Origin of the sequence: Blattabacterium cuenoti, assembly GCF_014251955.1 — a bacterium.
In the GTDB taxonomy this organism is placed as follows: Bacteria; Bacteroidota; Bacteroidia; order Flavobacteriales; family Blattabacteriaceae; genus Blattabacterium; species Blattabacterium cuenoti_L.
Genome location: NZ_CP059203.1, coordinates 326,926 through 344,592, shown reverse-complemented (window position 1 = coordinate 344,592; position 17,667 = coordinate 326,926). Strand labels below are relative to the sequence as shown.

At 28.0% G+C, this 17,667-nt stretch carries 13 protein-coding genes, 1 tRNA gene and 1 pseudogene; 11 read left to right on the top strand and 4 right to left on the bottom strand.

Annotated features, from left to right (window positions below):
- The first annotated feature begins 6 nt into the window (after positions 1-6).
- The 8 genes from H0H53_RS01575 (at position 7) to H0H53_RS01540 (ending at position 8,867) form a co-directional block, all read left to right on the top strand.
- The gene (locus tag H0H53_RS01575) at positions 7-1,155 is read left to right on the top strand and encodes an aspartate aminotransferase family protein (protein ID WP_185870272.1); all 1,149 of its coding nucleotides are present in this window, start codon (positions 7-9) and stop codon (positions 1,153-1,155) included.
- Positions 1,152-2,261, top strand: coding sequence for a glutamine-hydrolyzing carbamoyl-phosphate synthase small subunit (gene carA / locus H0H53_RS01570; RefSeq protein ID WP_185870271.1), 1,110 nt, complete (start codon positions 1,152-1,154; stop codon positions 2,259-2,261). Before H0H53_RS01575 ends, carA begins: the two co-directional genes overlap by 4 nt.
- 38 nt (positions 2,262-2,299) lie before the next feature.
- Complete coding sequence (gene carB / locus H0H53_RS01565; protein ID WP_185870270.1) at positions 2,300-5,545, top strand: carbamoyl-phosphate synthase (glutamine-hydrolyzing) large subunit; 3,246 nt, start codon at positions 2,300-2,302, stop codon at positions 5,543-5,545.
- Positions 5,546-5,554: 9 nt separating this feature from the next.
- On the top strand, positions 5,555-6,532 hold the full coding sequence (locus tag H0H53_RS01560; RefSeq protein WP_185870269.1) for an N-acetylornithine carbamoyltransferase: 978 nt from the start codon (positions 5,555-5,557) through the stop codon (positions 6,530-6,532).
- Entirely contained in the window at positions 6,529-7,317 is a 789-nt protein-coding gene (gene argB / locus H0H53_RS01555) for an acetylglutamate kinase (protein ID WP_185870268.1), read from the top strand. The genes H0H53_RS01560 and argB overlap by 4 nt, the downstream gene beginning before the upstream one ends.
- On the top strand, positions 7,308-8,390 hold the full coding sequence (locus H0H53_RS01550) for a M20 family metallo-hydrolase (protein WP_185870267.1): 1,083 nt from the start codon (positions 7,308-7,310) through the stop codon (positions 8,388-8,390). Before argB ends, H0H53_RS01550 begins: the two co-directional genes overlap by 10 nt.
- A 67-nt stretch (positions 8,391-8,457) precedes the next feature.
- Positions 8,458-8,778 (top strand): thioredoxin, encoded by a 321-nt coding sequence (gene trxA, locus H0H53_RS01545; RefSeq protein ID WP_185870266.1) that lies wholly within the window; start codon positions 8,458-8,460, stop codon positions 8,776-8,778.
- A gap of 15 nt (positions 8,779-8,793) precedes the next feature.
- Positions 8,794-8,867 (top strand) — tRNA-Asp (locus tag H0H53_RS01540).
- A gap of 51 nt (positions 8,868-8,918) precedes the next feature.
- Here the strand turns inward: H0H53_RS01540 and ribB are convergent.
- The 3 genes from ribB to H0H53_RS01525 all read right to left on the bottom strand — a co-directional run bounded on the left by ribB (position 8,919) and on the right by H0H53_RS01525 (position 12,778).
- Positions 8,919-9,572, bottom strand: a complete 654-nt coding sequence (gene ribB / locus H0H53_RS01535; protein ID WP_185870265.1) for a 3,4-dihydroxy-2-butanone-4-phosphate synthase — start codon at positions 9,570-9,572, stop codon at positions 8,919-8,921.
- A gap of 5 nt (positions 9,573-9,577) precedes the next feature.
- Positions 9,578-10,789, bottom strand: coding sequence for an LptF/LptG family permease (locus H0H53_RS01530; RefSeq protein WP_238784244.1), 1,212 nt, complete (start codon positions 10,787-10,789; stop codon positions 9,578-9,580).
- Between the two features lie 96 nt (positions 10,790-10,885).
- A complete protein-coding gene (locus H0H53_RS01525; protein WP_185870263.1) occupies positions 10,886-12,778 on the bottom strand; it encodes a DNA translocase FtsK 4TM domain-containing protein in 1,893 nt (630 codons plus the stop codon).
- A 145-nt stretch (positions 12,779-12,923) separates the two neighbouring features.
- On the opposite strand from H0H53_RS01525, the gene H0H53_RS01520 reads away from it, so the two are divergent.
- Both H0H53_RS01520 and nadD read left to right on the top strand, forming a co-directional pair.
- Positions 12,924-14,156, top strand: a complete 1,233-nt coding sequence (locus H0H53_RS01520) for a porin (RefSeq protein ID WP_185870262.1) — start codon at positions 12,924-12,926, stop codon at positions 14,154-14,156.
- A gap of 49 nt (positions 14,157-14,205) precedes the next feature.
- Positions 14,206-14,795, top strand: a pseudogene (nadD, locus tag H0H53_RS01515) (nicotinate (nicotinamide) nucleotide adenylyltransferase).
- Between the two features lie 40 nt (positions 14,796-14,835).
- On the opposite strand, the gene H0H53_RS01510 reads toward nadD, so the two are convergent.
- Positions 14,836-15,735: a 5'-3' exonuclease gene (locus H0H53_RS01510; protein WP_185870261.1), complete on the bottom strand. Its 900-nt coding sequence runs from the start codon at positions 15,733-15,735 to the stop codon at positions 14,836-14,838.
- A gap of 77 nt (positions 15,736-15,812) precedes the next feature.
- Here H0H53_RS01510 and metG point away from each other — a divergent pair, with 77 nt between their 5' ends.
- Positions 15,813-17,516: a methionine--tRNA ligase gene (gene metG / locus H0H53_RS01505; protein WP_185870260.1), complete on the top strand. Its 1,704-nt coding sequence runs from the start codon at positions 15,813-15,815 to the stop codon at positions 17,514-17,516.
- Positions 17,517-17,667 lie beyond the last annotated feature (151 nt).

The window sequence follows — 17,667 nt, the reverse complement described above, 5'->3', positions numbered from 1 at the left end:
TAAAAAATGGAACTATTTGACGTATACCCTATTCTAGATATAGAATTAACTAAAGGGAAAGGAGTATATGTTTTTGATAAACAAGGACATATGTATTTAGATTTTTATGGTGGTCATGCTGTAATTTCCATTGGTCATTCGCATCCATATTATGTTAGATCCTTAACAGAACAAATTCATAAAATTTCTTATTATTCGAATAGCGTTTTTATTTTTCAAAAAAAAAAATTGGCTCATTTACTTGGTTATATTTCAGGATATGAAAATTATTCGTTATTTCTTTGTAATTCAGGAACTGAATCTAATGAAAATGCATTAAAAATTGCTTCTTTTCATACAGGTAAAAAAAAGGTTATTGCTTTTAAAGGGTCTTTTCATGGAAGAACAAGCGGAAGTGTATCCGTTACGGATAACTACAAATTTGTATCCCCTTTTGATGCTCAACATGAAACTATATTTATAGATTATAAGGATATTGGAATTTTAGAAAACAAATTAAAACGTGGAGACATTTGCGCTTTAATTACTGAAGGAATACAAGGGTTATCTGGAATTATAGATCCTGGTTTTGACTTTTTTTGTAAAGTTGGGTCTCTTTGCAAAAAATATAATACAGTTTTTATTCTAGATGAAGTTCAAAGTGGATATGGAAGAACTGGATATTTTTTTTCTCATCAATTATATCCTATCAAACCAGACTTAATCACTATTGCTAAAGGAATGGGGAATGGATTTCCCATAGGAGGTGTTCTTATCCATCCTAAATTTAAACCATATCATGGAATGTTAGGAACTACATTTGGGGGAAATCATTTGGCTTGTACTGCTGGTATTTCGGTATTAGAAATTATTAAAAAAGAAAATTTAATTGAAAATGCAAAAAAAATGGGAAAAATTTTATTGCAAGAATTACGTATGATTCCTAAAATCAAAAAAATAAGAGGAAGGGGTCTTATGCTAGGTTTAGAATTTGATTTTCCTATTCAAGACTTGAAAAATATTTTAATTTACAAAGAAAAAGTATTTGTTGGGATATCTACCAACTCATGTGTTTTACGACTACTTCCTCCATTAAGTATTAACGGAAATCATATCAAATTATTTCTTACAAAGCTAAAAAATGCTTTAGCATATCTAGATGATAAAAAAAAATGAAAAATAATAGTAGGAGTAGTAGTCGTAGTAGTATCAGAACGGCTATGTTGATATTGGAAGATGGAACAAGATATGAAGCTTTTCATTTTGGATCACCAGTTTCTTCTTCCGGTGAAGTTGTATTCAACACAGCTATGACCGGTTATACGGAAAGTTTGACAGATCCTTCTTACAAAGGTCAAATTTTGACTTATACTTATCCCATAATAGGAAATTATGGAATTCCATTTCCTTCTTACAAAAAATCACTTTATGAATTTTATGAATCTGATAAGGTTCAGGTATCTGGTTTGATTATCTCATATTATTCTAACCGTCCAAATCATTGGAATATGTATACCTCACTCTCTGATTGGTTGAAAGAAAATGGAGTTCCTGGGGTCTATGGAATAGATACCAGATTCATTGCACAAAAGCTTAGACAAAAAGGAGGATCTATGTTGGGGAAAATTTTAATGGAAAAAGAAAATCTTCCTTTTTATGATCCAAATCAAGAGAATCTTTCTGAAAAAGTTTCTACACATGAAAAAATTATATATGGAAATGGGAAATATAAAATATTACTTGTTGATTTTGGATTAAAAAATAATATTTTACGTTGTCTTTTACAAAGAAATTGCACTATAATAAGAGTTCCATGGAATTATGATTTTACGAAAGAAGAATATAACGGTTTGGTTCTTTCTAATGGTCCTGGAAATCCAAAAATTTATGAAAAACCTATATCTTATATTCGTATGGCTCTTAAAAAAGAACAACCTATATTTGGTATCTGTTTAGGAAATCAACTTTTGGGGCTTGCTGCAGGAGGAGATACTTATAAACTTACGTATGCACATAGAGGACATAATCAACCCGTTTTATCACTAAGAACAGGACAAAGTTTTATAACATCACAAAATCATGGATATGTTTTGGATACTACAAATATTTCTAGAGAATGGGAAATATTTTTTAAAAATTTAAATGATAATACTTGCGAAGGGATCATTCATGAAAAGAAACCTTTTTTTTCGGTACAGTTTCATCCAGAAGCATCAGGGGGACCTACAGATACCGAATTTTTGTTCGATCTTTTTATCAATTCTATTGAAGATCACAATTAATAAAAAATTATTCTTAATAAAAAGAATCTTCCAAAGAGATGAATAATAAAATAGATAAAGTCCTGATCCTGGGATCAGGTGCATTAAAAATAGGGGAAGCTGGAGAGTTTGACTATTCTGGAACACAGGCATTAAAAGCGCTTAAGGAGGAGGGAATTTATACTATATTAATTAATCCAAATATTGCGACTGTTCAAACTTCTAAAGAAGTTGCTGATAAAGTTTATTTTCTTCCTCTTACATCTTTTTTTATAAAAAGTGTTATTTATAAAGAAAAACCAAAAGGAATTTTACTGTCTTTTGGAGGACAAACGGCATTGAATTGTGGAATACAACTTTTTAAAGAAGGAATTATAGAAAAATATAAAATTAGAGTTTTAGGGACTCCTATTGAATCTATTATACATAGTGAAGATAGAAGTCTCTTTCAAAAGAGGTTGACCCGTATTAATATAAAAACAACAAAAAGTATTGTGGTGAATTCTATAGATCATGCTGTTTCTTATTCTCTAAAAATGGGGTTTCCTATTATAATAAGGTCTGCTTATACCCTTGGAGGGTTAGGGAGTGGTTTTGCAAACAATATTAACGATTTAAAAAAGATAGTACGTAAAGCTTTTTCTTATTCTTCTCAAGTTGTTGTAGAAGAATATTTAGAAGGTTGGAAAGAAATAGAATATGAAATAGTTAGAGATAAATATGATAATTGTATTGCAGTATGCAATATGGAAAATTTTGATCCTATAGGAATTCATACGGGAGAAAGTATTGTAGTCGCACCATCACAGACTTTAAGCAATTCTGAATATTATAGTTTAAGAAAATTAGCTATTTGCATAGCCAAAAATTTTGATATAGTTGGAGAATGTAATGTCCAATTTGCATTAGATCCTAAATCGGAAGACTATCGTGTCATTGAAGTAAACGCACGACTTTCTCGTTCTAGCGCTCTTGCTTCTAAAGCAACTGGTTATCCTTTGGCGTTTGTTTCTGCAAAATTATCTATAGGATACGGATTGCATGAATTAAAGAATTCTGTTACTAAAACGACTTCTGCTTTTTTTGAACCAGCATTAGATTATGTTGTCTGCAAAATTCCAAGGTGGGATTTAAAAAAATTTTATGGGGTTTCCAATAGAATTGGAAGTAGTATGAAAAGTATAGGAGAAGTGATGGCTATTGGAGGTTCATTTGAAGAGGCTTTCCAAAAAGGAATTCGGATGTTGGACATTGGAATGCAAGGATTCATAAATACAAAGACAAAAAGATTGGGGTCCATTCATCTGCTTCAAGCAGCTCTGAAAAAACCTACAGATCAAAGAATTTTCTTTTTAGAAGAAGCTTTGGAAAAGGGAATTTCCATAAAAGATATTCATCATATGACAAAGATAGATCCATGGTTTTTATATCAACTTGATAATATTTTTCAAACAAAAAAAAAGATTTCCTCTTATAATCATTGGAGGGAGATTCCGGATGAATTATTTCATAAAGCGAAAAAGGAAGGTTTTTCTGATATTCAAATTGCTAGTATTTTTACTAGTAAGGATAAAAATAAAAAAGGAAATAGTATTTCAACTATAGAAAAAAAAATAAGAAAATACAGAAAAGAAAAAAATATAATTCCATATGTGAGACAAATAGATACGTTAGCGTCTGAATATCCAGCACATACAAATTATTTGTATTTAACCTACCATGCAATTCAACACGATGTAATTTATGAAAAAGATGAAAAATCAGTAATTACTTTAGGATCTGGAGTTTATAGAATTGGTAGCAGTGTAGAATTTGATTGGTGTTGTGTCAATGCATTAAATGCTATTAATAAAGAATCTTATAGATCAATAATGATTAATTATAATCCAGAAACAGTAAGTACCGATTTTGATGTGTGTGATCGTTTATATTTTGAAGAATTAACTTTAGAACGTGTATTAGATATTATTGAGTTAGAAAAGCCAAAAGGAACAATTGTATCTATGGGAGGACAAATTCCTAATAATTTAGTTTTAAAACTTTATGAAAATAAAGTTCCTATTCTAGGAACATCTCCTATTTCTATAGATCAAGTAGAAAATAGATATAAGTTTTCTAATGCCATGGACAATTTAGGAATAGAACAACCTAGATGGAAAGAATTATCAGATTTGGATACGATTTTTAAATTTGTAGAAGAAGTTGGGTACCCTATACTAGTTAGACCTTCATATGTTCTTTCAGGAGCGGATATGAATGTAATTTCTAATCATGAAGAACTTCAGCATTATCTTCGTGAAAAGGTCTCTGTCTCTCCTGAACATCCTTTAGTTCTCACAGAATTTATTCAAAATGCAAAAGAAATTGAATTAGATGCTGTTTCTCAAGATGGAGAAATCTTATATTATTCCATATCAGAACATGTAGAATTTGCAGGAGTACATTCAGGAGACGCAACATTAGTCTATCCTCCGTATAATCTATATTTATCTACATTAAAAGAAATAATCCGTACATCTGAAAAAATAGCAAAATATTTTCACATATCTGGACCTTTTAATATTCAATTTTTATCTAAAAATAATGAAATAAAAGTTATTGAGTGTAATTTAAGAGCCTCCCGTAGTTTTCCTTTTGTATCAAAAGTCTCTCATTTTAACATGATAGAACTAGCGACTCAAGTTCTACTTGGAAAAAAGAAAAATAAAATAGAACCTAATTTTTTTACTACAAATTTTTTAGGAATCAAAGCTTCTCAATTTTCTTTTTCCCGTTTACAAGATGCGGATCCTATTTTAGGGGTAGATATGACTTCCACTGGAGAAGTAGGATGTTTAGGATATACTTTTGATGAAGCACTTTTAAAATCTATGCTTTCTGTTGGATATACAATTCCAAAAAAAAATATTCTTATATCTGGTGGGCCTATTGAATCTAAATTAGATTTATTAGATATGGTCAGACTTTTACATCAAAAAGGATATATCTTATTTGCGACAAAAGGAACAAATAATTTCTTATCTGATAATGGGATTCCATCAATAAGAGTTCATTGGCCAAATGTGAAAAAAAATCCAAATGTGATTGACTTAATCAGAAATAGGAAATTAGATCTGATTATTAATATTCCAAAAAATTTGAGTAAATCAGAGTTGGATAATGATTACACTATAAGACGTTCTGCCGTAGATTTTAATATTCCTTTACTAACTAATGCACGTCTGGCAAAAGCTTTCATACAAGCTTTTTGTAAGCTATCAATGAATCAATTATTTATAACAGCTTGGAATGAATATATTATATAATTAATAATTATGAAAAATTTTTTTAGTGTAGAAGATGTTGTAAACGTGTATGATCTCATTAAAGAAGCAATTCATTTGAAGAAAAATCCATATCAATATCAAGATATTGGAAAAAATAAAACAATTGGATTGGTATTTTTCAATCCTAGTTTACGGACAAGAATTAGTTGTCAAAAAGCAGCTTTTAATTTAGGATGTAATACTTGGGTTTTAGACATTCAGAAAGATTCATGGAAAATTGAAATGAATGATGGAGTTGTGATGAAAAAGACTCAAGAACATTTCAAAGAGGCTATTTCTGTAATGAGTTTATATTGTGATATTCTTGCCGTTAGAACTTTTCCTAATCTTTTAGACAGAGATTATGACTATAATGAAGTCCTTTTTCAAAAGATATTGAATTATTCTCAAGTTCCGGTAGTCAATATGGAAAGTGCAACTTTGCATCCTTTGCAGTCTTTAGCGGACGTTATGACTATTGCGGAACTTATTCCTTTTTTTTCTACTACTACTAATTGTTCAAAACAAAAATGTAAAGTGGTGTTAAGTTGGGCTCCTCATATCAACCCATTACCACATTCTGTGGCAAATTCCTTTTCTCAATGGGTTTCTCAAATAGAGGAAATAGATTTCACTATTACTTGTCCAGAAAAGTATGATTTGGATAAAAAATTTTCTAAAGGAGTTTATATCACGTATAACCAAAATGAAGCATTTTTGAATGCAGATTTCATCTATGCTAAAAACTGGAGTAGTTATTTAGATTATGGAAAAATCCTTTGCCGTAATTCTAATTGGATGATTACGGAAAAAAAAATGAAACTAACTAATCAAGCAAAATTTATGCACTGTTTACCTATAAGAAGGAATATAGTAGTGGAAGATGCTGTTTTAGATAGTGAATATTCTATTGTTTTGAAACAAGCAGAAAATAGAATTTATGCTTCGCAAATAATTTTTTTGAAAATATTACAATATTTATCATGAAAATTCATGTAGTAAAAATTGGAGGAAATTTAATTAATGATAAAAAATTGCTTGATTCTTCTTTAGAAGCATTTTGCCAATTAAAAGGGAATAAAGTGTTGATTCATGGAGGAGGAAAAAAAGCTAATCTTATTTCTGATCAAATGGGGATTACGACAAAATTAATTCAAGGAAGAAGGATTACGGATAAAAAAACTCTTGATATAGTTGTTATGACCTATGCAGGTTTGATAAACAAAAACATTGTAGCAAAATTACAGTCTTCTGATTGTAATGCATTGGGATTGTGTGGAGCTGATGGAAATTGTATTAAATCGTCTTTTCGTTTAAAAAGAACAAAAACAGATATTGATTATGGATATGTAGGAGATATACCCAATAAAAGTAGTATTAATACATCTTTAATCAAATTGATTCTGGAAAATCATATAGTTCCTGTATTATGTCCTATAACTCATAATGGAAAAGGATCTCTTCTCAATACTAACGCAGACACTATAGCTGCATACATAGCCATATCTTTGATAAATTATGGAGAAGTAGAGTTACATTTTTGTTTTGAAAAAAAAGGAGTATTACGAAATGTCCATGATTCGGAATCTTATTTTCCAAGAATAGACTTTCGTTTATTTCAAAAAATAAAAAAAAATCATTCCATTAAAAATGGAATGATTCCAAAATTAGAAAATGCTTTTTTTGCATTAAAAAATGGAGTCTCTAAAGTCAGTATAGGGCTTCCTTATTATTTAAACGACGTTAAGAATAAGACTATTTTATGTCCATAGTGAATTTGCAAGTTCTTAAGAAAGAAGCCATACAACTTCTTATACAATTAATCAATACGCCGTCTCTATCCAAAAAAGAAAATAAGGTTTCTTTTTGTATAGAGGACTATCTTTCTAGATATGGATTTCATATAAAAAGAAAATTTAACAATATATGGACAGAAAATACAAATTATAATACTAATAAAAAAAATACACGTACTATTTTATTAAATTCTCATCATGATACAGTAACCCCAGGTAAAAATTGGAAAACGGATCCTTTTACTGCAATAAAAAAAGAAGATAAATTAATTGGATTAGGAAGTAATGATGCAGGAGGTTCCGTTGTTTCATTAATTTCTACTTTTATATATTTAAGTAGTTTCTATAGATTTCCTTATAGATTAGTACTTGCGATTACTGCAGAAGAAGAAATTTCCGGACCATTAGGCGTAAAATCCATTTTACCCGAATTAGGATGGATAGATTTAGGGATAGTAGGAGAACCAACAAATATGCAAGTAGCTATAGCTGAAAAAGGATTAATGGTATTAGATTGCATTGCGGAAGGAAAAACAGGACATTCTGCAAGAGATATAGGGATAAATGCTATCTATATTGCTACAAAAGACATAGAATTTTTGAGAAAATTTCAGTTTAATAGAAAATCTAAATTGCTAGGATTTCCAACATTAACTGTCACTCAAATACAAGGGGGGATACAGCATAATGTTATTCCTGATTCTTGCTTTTTTGTCATAGATATAAGAACCAACGAATTATATTCAAATGAGGAATTGATTGAAATTATACAAAAAAATCTTCATTCTAAAGTAAAACCACGTTCTTCCCATTCAAATTCATCTTTCATAAATCCAATGCATCCAATTGTATTGAAAGCTAAATTGATAGGAAGAAAAACTTATGGATCTCCTACTCTTTCTGATCAAAGTCTTATGCCATTTCCTACCATTAAAATGGGTGTAGGAGATAGCGGACGCTCTCATACTCCTAATGAGTACATTTTGATTTCAGAAATCATAGATGGGATAGATATTTACATTCGTTTATTAAACGATTTTCACTTTTAATTTTTTTTAATTAAAAACAAAAAAGGTAAATTTGTCCTGTTATAAATAGATAGAAAAGAAAAGAAATATGATACAAGAAATAAACGATGAAAATTTTGAAAAAATTGTTTCTGAATCGGATCAGCCAATTTTGGTTGATTTTTGGGCGCCATGGTGTGCTCCATGTAGAACTTTGTCTGCTTTATTAGAAGAGATATTGACTGAATATCATGCAAAAGCATTAGTAGTCAAATTAAATGTGGATAATAATCCAAAAATTTCTCATAAATATGGAATACGGAGTATTCCTACTATGTTTTTTTTTAAAAACGGAGAAAAAAAAGACATGCATATTGGAATCGCTTCTAAAGAGGAAATAAGAAAAAAATTAGATGCCTTAATTCAATAAACTTCCATTTTTTTGGGTCTGGTAGTTCAGTTGGTTAGAATACATGCCTGTCACGCATGGGGTCGCGGGTTCAAATCCCGTCCAGACCGCTCGTTCGCTTTCTTCCTTTTTTTTCCTTACCTTTTATAATAATTAATTCATTATTCTTCAAATTTTTTATATTTCATTTTATATTTAATTAAATCTTCTATAGAAATAATTTTTATATGAAATTTTTTGGATATTTGAATGAGTTGGGGAAGACGTGCCATGGATCCGTTTTTATTTAATATTTCTACCAATACCCCACCGGGGGTTGTACATCCTGCCATTTTCGTTATATCAATCGCAGCTTCTGTATGTCCTGGTCTTTCTAAGACTCCTCCTGTTTTTGCTCTAAGAGGAAAAATGTGACCTGGTTTGTTGAAAGATTCTGGTGTTCCTTCTTTGACTAGTGCAAGGATCGTCTTTGCTCTATCTGAAACAGAAATTCCTGTACTTACGCCATTTCCACGTACATCTACAGATACTGTAAAAGCAGTTTTTCTAGGATCTGTGTTATTTTTTACCATCATTTGAAGTTCTAAGAGATCGCATCTTTCCTCTGTTAAGGAAACACAAACTAATCCTCTTCCATGAGTGATTAAAAAGTTTACAATTTTAGGTGTTACTTTTTCTGCAGCGACAATAAAATCTCCTTCATTTTCACGATTTTTATCATCAACCACTATAATAAGTTTTCCATCTTGTATGTCCTGCAAAGCTTCCTCAATACAATTTAAATTTCCTAAATATTGATTAGAATCAAAAACCATCCTATCTAGATTATTATTTTATTAGTGTTGTCTATTTTATAGAGAGAAAAATCATCCATTACAGTTTTATAAGTGATCCATATACTGACTGGAATAAAAATAAAATTTGGAATCCATGCTCCGATCCATGGACATATTTCCGCTTTTTCTACTTGATTTTGAGTAATGGTCAGTAAAGTATGATAGATGATGAATATAATTAGGGAGATTATGGTTGGAAGGCCCATGCCTCCTTTTCGTATTAGAGCTCCTAAAGGAGCTCCAATCAAAAACATCAGAATACATGTAACTGGAAATGTTAATTTTTTTTGTAGTTCTAATTGATACTTAGCTAAGTTTATTTTTTTTTCTTTCTGAAATTTGAAAGAAAATTTATCTTTTTTTAAAAGATTGATTTTTTGTATCAGTTTTTTTGTATCCATAGTTTGATAGGAATCATAATAAGAATCATCCAAATTTTTTATTCCTTCTGTTGGGATTTTAAAAAATTGAATTAAAGTAGCAAATTTTGCTATTTGATAATAGGATTGTTTTTTTTTTTCATGATTTTTATTATAAGAATGGGGGTCATTGATTTCATTATAATTTTCACTATAAAAAACACCATTAATTAGTTTTATTTTAATAGATCCATCCTCTTGATTTGGGATTAAAATTCCTTTTTGAGAAAAAATAGTATTTATCAATAAATTTTTTCCATAAAAAAAAATAAATACATTATCTAAGTGATTTTTATTCCTTTCAGATTTTTTATCTATTTTGATGAAAAAATCTGGAAAAAGAGGAACAAAAATTCCTTCTTTTAATTTGAAAGAGGGATAAGCTACTAAAATTTGATATCCTAATTCTTTGGCTTTTCTTTTTGCTTTTGGAATAGCATAATCAGAAAAAAAATATAATCCAACAGATAGAATGAATATGATCCCTAAAATAGGTTTCATTACACGAAAAAGGGATATTCCAGAAGATTTTATGACAGTCAGTTCTTGGGTTTCTGAAAGATATCCATAAGTCATGATGGATGTCAATAATATAGAAACAGGAGTAACTAACGGAATTATAGAAATACTGAAGTAAAATATAAATTTTAATATAATGAAAATGTTAATATTTTTTCCTGTTAATTCATCAATTTTACTCCAGAAAAATTGAACAATAAATACAAAAAATACCGTACAAAAAATAACTAAAAAAGGAGCTATAAATAATCGAATCATATATATATCAAGCTTTTTTAGTTTTATAAACATCTAATTGGATATTGTTCTCTTGAAGAGTAAGATAAGAAAAGTATTTTTTTTATTTCCTCATCCTCATGGAGAATCTTCTTTATCTTTATCCGGTTTTGGTAAAAAAAAGTATTCGTCTTTTTTTTTTTGACAATTTTTTTTTCCGTAAAAATCAACAATTTTTTGAATGTCGTATATATCAATAAAAGGACATTGTAATCGAATGAATTCATTCTTATTAGAAAAGATAAGATCTCCTTTTCCAATCAATTGTTCAGCTCCTGCACAATCTAGAATGGTTATAGAATCTATTTTAGAACTGACTCTAAATGCAATTCTTGCGGTAAAATTTGATTTAATTAATCCCGTAATCACATCTACCGATGGACGTTGTGTAGAAAGAATTAAATGAATCCCTACAGCGCGGGCTAGTTGTGCTAAACGGGTAATATATATTTCTATTTCTTTTTTTTTAAAAGATAGACTTAAATCTGCAAATTCATCAATAATTAGGATGATATAAGGTAAATGATATTTTTTTTCTTTTTCATTGTATTCTTGAATATTTCTCACCATTTTTTTTTCCAAAATATCATATCGTTTATCCATCTCTTTGCATAAAGAATTTAATACATCCCTTACTTCATGTATGTTCGTAATGATAGGATTTGATGAATGATTATTATTCTTCTTAGTAGAAGAATTAGGAAGTATAGCAAAATAAGATTTTGAAATTTTTTTATAGATAGATAATTCTACTTTTTTTGGATCAATCAAAACAAATTTGATATCTTCTGGATTTTTTTTATATAACAAAAATACAATGATAGCATTTAATCCAACAGATTTTCCTTGTCCAGTTGATCCTGCTATAAGTAAATGTGGCATTTTTGCTAAATCTAAAATAAAAATTTCATTGAAAACCGTTTTTCCTAAAGAAATGGGAAGTTCCATTTTATGACTTTTCTTAAAACTTTCTTCAGAGAAAAGAATGTTTTTCATCTCTACGAGAGAACATTTATTATTTGGTACTTCTATTCCAATAGAACCTTTTCCAGGGATAGGAGCTATAATTCTTATCCTGAAAGCGGATAAATTTAAAGCAATTTCATTTTCTAAGTTTTTTATTTTTGAAACACGAACGCCAACTTTAGGAAAGATTTCGTATAAAGTAATAGTAGGACCTATTGTGGAGTTTATTTTATCTACTCCTATTTTGTAATGTTTTAAGAGTTGAAGTATTTTTTTTTTATTATTTTCTAAATATTTTTTGTTTTCAAGAAAATCAAAAGAAATATTTTCATTTTTAGAATAGAGGATATCCTTTATCGTTTTCTCTTTTTTTTTTAGAGAAATTTTAGCATTTTTCATTTTTTTAATCAAAAAATTTTTGAAAAAAAAATTCCATATGAATATGGGATATCCATCTAAAAATTGTATTTTTTTTTGGATTCCATTTTTTAATTTAGGAGGAGAAATACGAAATATGATGATACTGTAAAGAATAATGCTTGTAAGGACTAATATTCCTACCCCTACTTTTCCAAATAAGTTTATTAAAAAGTTTCCTATTTCAAAACCAAATATTCCACTTAATATTCCATGATTAGGAGCAATAAGATAAAAAGTAATTGGAAACCATATGCTGAAAAATAAAAATTTATAGATTATGGATTTGTACAATAGTTCTTGTAATCCAAAAAGAATTTTTAACCCTGAAAAAAATAATAATAATGGAAAAAAAAAGGCACTAATTCCTATTCCACAGTGTATAAAATAATGAGAAATAGTCGCTCCCATTTTTCCAAGTAAATTTTCTGCAATTATTTCTTTATCAAAAAATTGATCAATCTGACTTTGATCATTTTTCCAATGAAAAAGAAAAGAAAAAAAACTTAAAAATAAAAAAATACTATTTCCTAATAAAAAAAAACCAAAAATAGTCCCAATAATATTATTCTTCTCTTTCTTTATCATTTTTTTTTGTAATATTTTTGTTCATTGTTATCTTACTATGATAAAAAAAATTTTATATATTTTTTTTAAATTCTTTGATTTTGATTTAAATTTAAATCAAAATTATCGTTAAACGATAGAGGGATAATTTAATATCTAAAAAATTATGAAAATATCAAAAATGATCTGCCTATTTCTTTTTTTAGGTTTTTTAAATCCTTTTTTACATAATAATGTCCATAGTGAAATAAAAAAAGAAAATAGTAGTATAAATCACAATATCTACATAGATTTTATGAGTAGTGTTAATTCTAAAATTGAAAAAAATTCTTTTGAAAAAGATGTTCTTGAAAGAAATATTTTTGATGGAGTCTCTTTTTCTGCAGAGGATTTAAAATTAGAAATGATAGGAAATACTGAAAAGATCAGTTATTGTTTTTCACAAAGACTTTTTCATAAAAACAAAAAAATGGATCCTGAAGAAGAAGAGGAAAATGATGATACGAGTAGTAGAGTTGATTCAATCATTCATTTGGCTTATTTAAAATATAAATGGAATGAAAAACTATCTTTTTTGATAGGAAAACAACCAGTTTCTTTTGGAAGTATGGAATATCATTTTGTTCCCATTTCAAAACACCAGTATTCTGAGGTATTATACAAAAACAAGAACAAGGACAATAATCCTATTGGAATTAATTTTATTTATACTCCAATAAAAAATCATGAATTTAAATTTCAAATTGTAAATAGTGTTAGTAAGAATCAATTATCTGAAAAACCAATTTCTTTGAAACAAGTACGTTCTCCTATGGGATATTCATTCAATTGGAATGGGAGTTTCTTTAAAAAAAGAATACAAAATAGATGGTCCTATTCTATTTTCCAAGAGAATCATAAGGAAAAGTTTTGGAAATTATTAGCCTTAGGAAGTAAATTCTATTTGAACCCTGTTTCTATAGAGATCAATTACATATTGAGTGATGAAGATATAGAAAGAAATGGATATTTAACCAAAACTTTTCATTCATTGATAAAAAATTATAGTCATAATAGCATTAAAAAAGTCTCTCCTGTAACATATAGAACTTATTTAGTTAAATTGAATTATAACTTTATACCAAGATGGAATTTATTTGCAAAAGGAGTATATGATATTGGACGATCTAAAGAAGGGGGTTATGAAACTCATTGGATGTTAAAAAATCAATTATTCAAAAAAGCATATACTTGTTATGGGGGAATAGAATATAAATACCCTATCAATAATCATGATAATATCAGCTTGTATTTATTATATACAAGAGAAAAGGTCGTGTATTTGGATCATATTCAAAAAGAAAATAAAAATGACCATTCAATCTCTTTAGGTTTGAATTATCGTATTAAGTTACTTTGAAAAAAACAGAGATATTCATTTTTTTCTATATTTTTTTTTGTTTAGTATGATGAAAATAGGACTTTATTTTGGATCATTTAATCCCATTCATTTAGGACATGTCATGATTGCTAATCATATAGTAGAATTTTTAGATATAGATTCCATTTGGTTTGTAGTTTCTCCACAAAATCCACTAAAAAAAAAACGAATCTTTTAGATTATTCACATAGAATCAAAATGGTTCATATAGCTATTTCAGGGTATAAAAAAATGAGTGTTTCAGATATAGAATCTGGATTTTTTCCTTCTTACACCATTCATACACTTGATGTCATAGAGAAAAAATATCCTAAATATAAATTTATTCTCATTTTAGGAAAAGATTCTCTATCTTCCTTAAAAAAATGGAAAAATTATAAGATTCTTTTAAAGAGATATGATATTTTTGTATATCCTCGCATTGGTTTTTTATCTAATCATTTTTTGAAACATGATAAAATTTATCTTTTGAAAGCTCCAATCATTGAAATATCTTCTTCTTTTATTAGAAATTCTATTCAAAAAGGGAAGAATATGAAAGCTTTTCTTTTCCCAGGAGTTTGGGAATATATGAAAAAACATAAATTTTTTTATCCAGAAAATAAAAATGATAAATGATCTACTCCAATTTTGAGTTTTATTTTTTTTTAGTAGAATGTCATTCTGTTTTTTCAATACAATATTGGTAGGCACTTTTTAATAATTTTCTAAATTCAAGTTCCAAAAATATTTTTTCTATGGAGTTCCATTTTGGTTTTTTTACCAAAAATTTTTTTTCATGAAAAGAAAAAATGGAAATATTAGTAACAATAGTGGCTAATTTTTTGGATAAAAAGCCTAATTCTTTGTTCATTTCAATATTTTTTTTGATCTTTCCATGAAGATCATGAGTCGAATTGAATAATTTTTCAAGACTTCCATACTTTTTAATAAATTTTATTGCATTTTTTTTTCCTATTCCTGGCAATCCTGGGATATTATCAGAAGAATCCCCCATCATACTCCATAAATCAATCACTTGTTCTGGATATTTAACCCCAAATTTTTCTTTTATTTCTTTAATTCCTAATATTTTTTTTGTATTTCCTTTAAAAGGTGGTCTGTAAATTTTTATATTTTTTGTGACAAGTTGGCAAAAATCTTTGTCCAAAGTCGTGATATAAATCATATATCCTTTTTTTTCTGCTTTTTTTGCTATAGTCCCAATGAGATCATCCGCTTCGTATCCATATTTAGCATGAAGAAAAAAAATTCTAAAAGATTTTAAAATTTTCATTAAATAAGGAATAGAAAGAGAAATAGCTTTTGGTGTTTTTTTTCTATGAGCTTTATATTTATGGTATTCTTTTTTACGAAAAGTTTCTTGACTTGTATCAAAAATAGCGGCCATATAAGAGGGTTTTTCTTCATTCAAGATCTTAATTAACAAGTGAGTAAAATTAATGATAGGAGAAGTATTTAGTCCATTAGAAGTCAACATGGGATTCTTGATATAAGCATAATACCCTTGATACAGAATCGTGTATGTATCTATTAAAAATAATTTTTTATTATTCATAATTCATTTATCAAAATGATATATATAACAACATATAACATAATAATTTTTATTATATATTTTTATTATCATAATCTATGAAAAATAAAAAATATACAGTCACGGCAGCCTTACCATATGCTAATGGACCGATTCACATAGGACATTTAGCAGGAGTTTATTTGCCTGCAGATGTTTTTGTTCGTTATCTTAGACGTAAAAATAAAGATGTAATTTTTATATGTGGATCTGATGAACATGGGGTCCCTATTACAATACAAGCTAAAAAAGAAAATACTACTCCTAAAAAAATAGTTAATAAGTATCATTCCATGATTAAAAATTGTTTTACTAATTTTGGAATACATTTCGACAATTATTCTAGAACTTCTACAGAGATTCATCATAAAATTTCTACTTCTTTTTTTAATAAGCTTTGGAAAAAAGGAAAAATTTTTTCAAAAACATCTGAACAATATTATGACAATAAAGCTAGACAGTTTTTACCAGATAGATACATCTTTGGAAGATGTCCCCATTGTCAAAATAAGGAAGCTTATGGAGATCAATGCGAAAATTGTGGAACGTCGTTAAGTCCTGAAGAATTAATCGGTGCAAGATCTACTATAAGTGGAAGTTATCCAATTTTGAAAAAAACTAAACATTGGTATTTACCTTTAAATGAATATCAAAATTTTTTAGAAAAATGGATTTTAACTCATCACAAAAAAGATTGGAAAATAAATGTATATGGACAAGCTAAATCTTGGTTAAATAAAGGATTACAACCTCGTGCTATCACTAGAGATCTGAATTGGGGGGTTCCAGTGATTCCTACTCCTCCTTCAGAAAAAGAAAAAAAAGTTCTATATGTATGGTTTGAGGCCCCTATAGGATATATTTCCTCTACCATAGAATGGGCAAAACGTAAAAAAATAGATTGGAAACCTTATTGGAAAGATAAGAACACTAAATTAATTCAATTTATAGGAAAAGATAATATTGTATTTCACTGTATTATTTTTCCCGTTATACTTAAAGCATATAATGGGGGATATATATTACCAGATCAGGTTCGTGCTAATGAATTTCTTAATCTAGAAAATGAAAAAATATCTACTTCCAGAAATTGGGCCGTATGGGTCCATGAATATTTAGAAGATTTTCCCAATCAACAGGATACTCTTCGTTATATTCTTATATCGAATATGCCTGATAAAAAAGATAATAATTTCAATTGGAAAGATTTCCAAAGAAAAAATAATAATGAGTTGGTCTCTATATTAGGAAATTTCGTTAATCGTAGTATTACTTTAATTCAAAAATATAACAATGGAATTATTCCAAATCCTGGAATTTTATCTATTAAGGATAAAGAAATTTTAAAAAAAATAAAAAAGACTCCAGAGAATATAAGTGACTTGATTGAATCCTATAGATTTCGTGAAGCTCTAATCTGTTTTATGGATTTGGCTAGAATTGGAAACAAGTATTTGACTAAAGAAGAACCTTGGAAAATGAAAGATCCCCAAACAAACAAACGATTAAAAACCATTCTTTATGTATCTTTACAAATTGTTGGAATGCTAGCGCAATTAGCAGAGCCATTTCTTCCAAAGACTTCAAAAAAATTGTTAGAAATGCTTCGTTTGAAATCTTATTTTTGGAACCAAATAGAAAACGTAGAAGAAATCTTGTGTCCAGGACATTTATTAGGAAAATCTATCTTGTTATTTAACAAAATAACAAATGAAAATGTTAAAAAACAACTTCAAAAATTAGAAAAAATAAAAAAAATATAATGAATCACAAGTTGATTTTTATGTTTTTTGATTTCTTCTTCTTCTTAGTAAAAAAAAAAATATCATCTTCTTTTATTTTTTATTGTATTGACTCCTCCTATTCTGTAGGAGGAACAGAAAAAAATAAAAATTTTAATGAGGGAACTCTTTA

Excerpts from the sequence above, each read along its gene's own strand:
- carB (WP_185870270.1), top strand. The coding sequence starts at position 2,300 with ATGAATAATAAAATAGATAAAGTCCTGATCCTGGGATCAGGTGCATTA.
- carA (WP_185870271.1), top strand. The coding sequence starts at position 1,152 with ATGAAAAATAATAGTAGGAGTAGTAGTCGTAGTAGTATCAGAACGGCT.
- trxA (WP_185870266.1), top strand. The coding sequence starts at position 8,458 with ATGATACAAGAAATAAACGATGAAAATTTTGAAAAAATTGTTTCTGAA.
- ribB (WP_185870265.1), bottom strand. The coding sequence starts at position 9,572 with ATGGTTTTTGATTCTAATCAATATTTAGGAAATTTAAATTGTATTGAG.
- argB (WP_185870268.1), top strand. The coding sequence starts at position 6,529 with ATGAAAATTCATGTAGTAAAAATTGGAGGAAATTTAATTAATGATAAA.
- H0H53_RS01550 (WP_185870267.1), top strand. The coding sequence starts at position 7,308 with ATGTCCATAGTGAATTTGCAAGTTCTTAAGAAAGAAGCCATACAACTT.
- H0H53_RS01530 (WP_238784244.1), bottom strand. The coding sequence starts at position 10,789 with ATGATTCGATTATTTATAGCTCCTTTTTTAGTTATTTTTTGTACGGTA.
- H0H53_RS01575 (WP_185870272.1), top strand. The coding sequence starts at position 7 with ATGGAACTATTTGACGTATACCCTATTCTAGATATAGAATTAACTAAA.
- H0H53_RS01525 (WP_185870263.1), bottom strand. The coding sequence starts at position 12,778 with ATGATAAAGAAAGAGAAGAATAATATTATTGGGACTATTTTTGGTTTT.
- metG (WP_185870260.1), top strand. The coding sequence starts at position 15,813 with ATGAAAAATAAAAAATATACAGTCACGGCAGCCTTACCATATGCTAAT.
- H0H53_RS01560 (WP_185870269.1), top strand. The coding sequence starts at position 5,555 with ATGAAAAATTTTTTTAGTGTAGAAGATGTTGTAAACGTGTATGATCTC.
- H0H53_RS01520 (WP_185870262.1), top strand. The coding sequence starts at position 12,924 with ATGAAAATATCAAAAATGATCTGCCTATTTCTTTTTTTAGGTTTTTTA.
- H0H53_RS01510 (WP_185870261.1), bottom strand. The coding sequence starts at position 15,735 with ATGAATAATAAAAAATTATTTTTAATAGATACATACACGATTCTGTAT.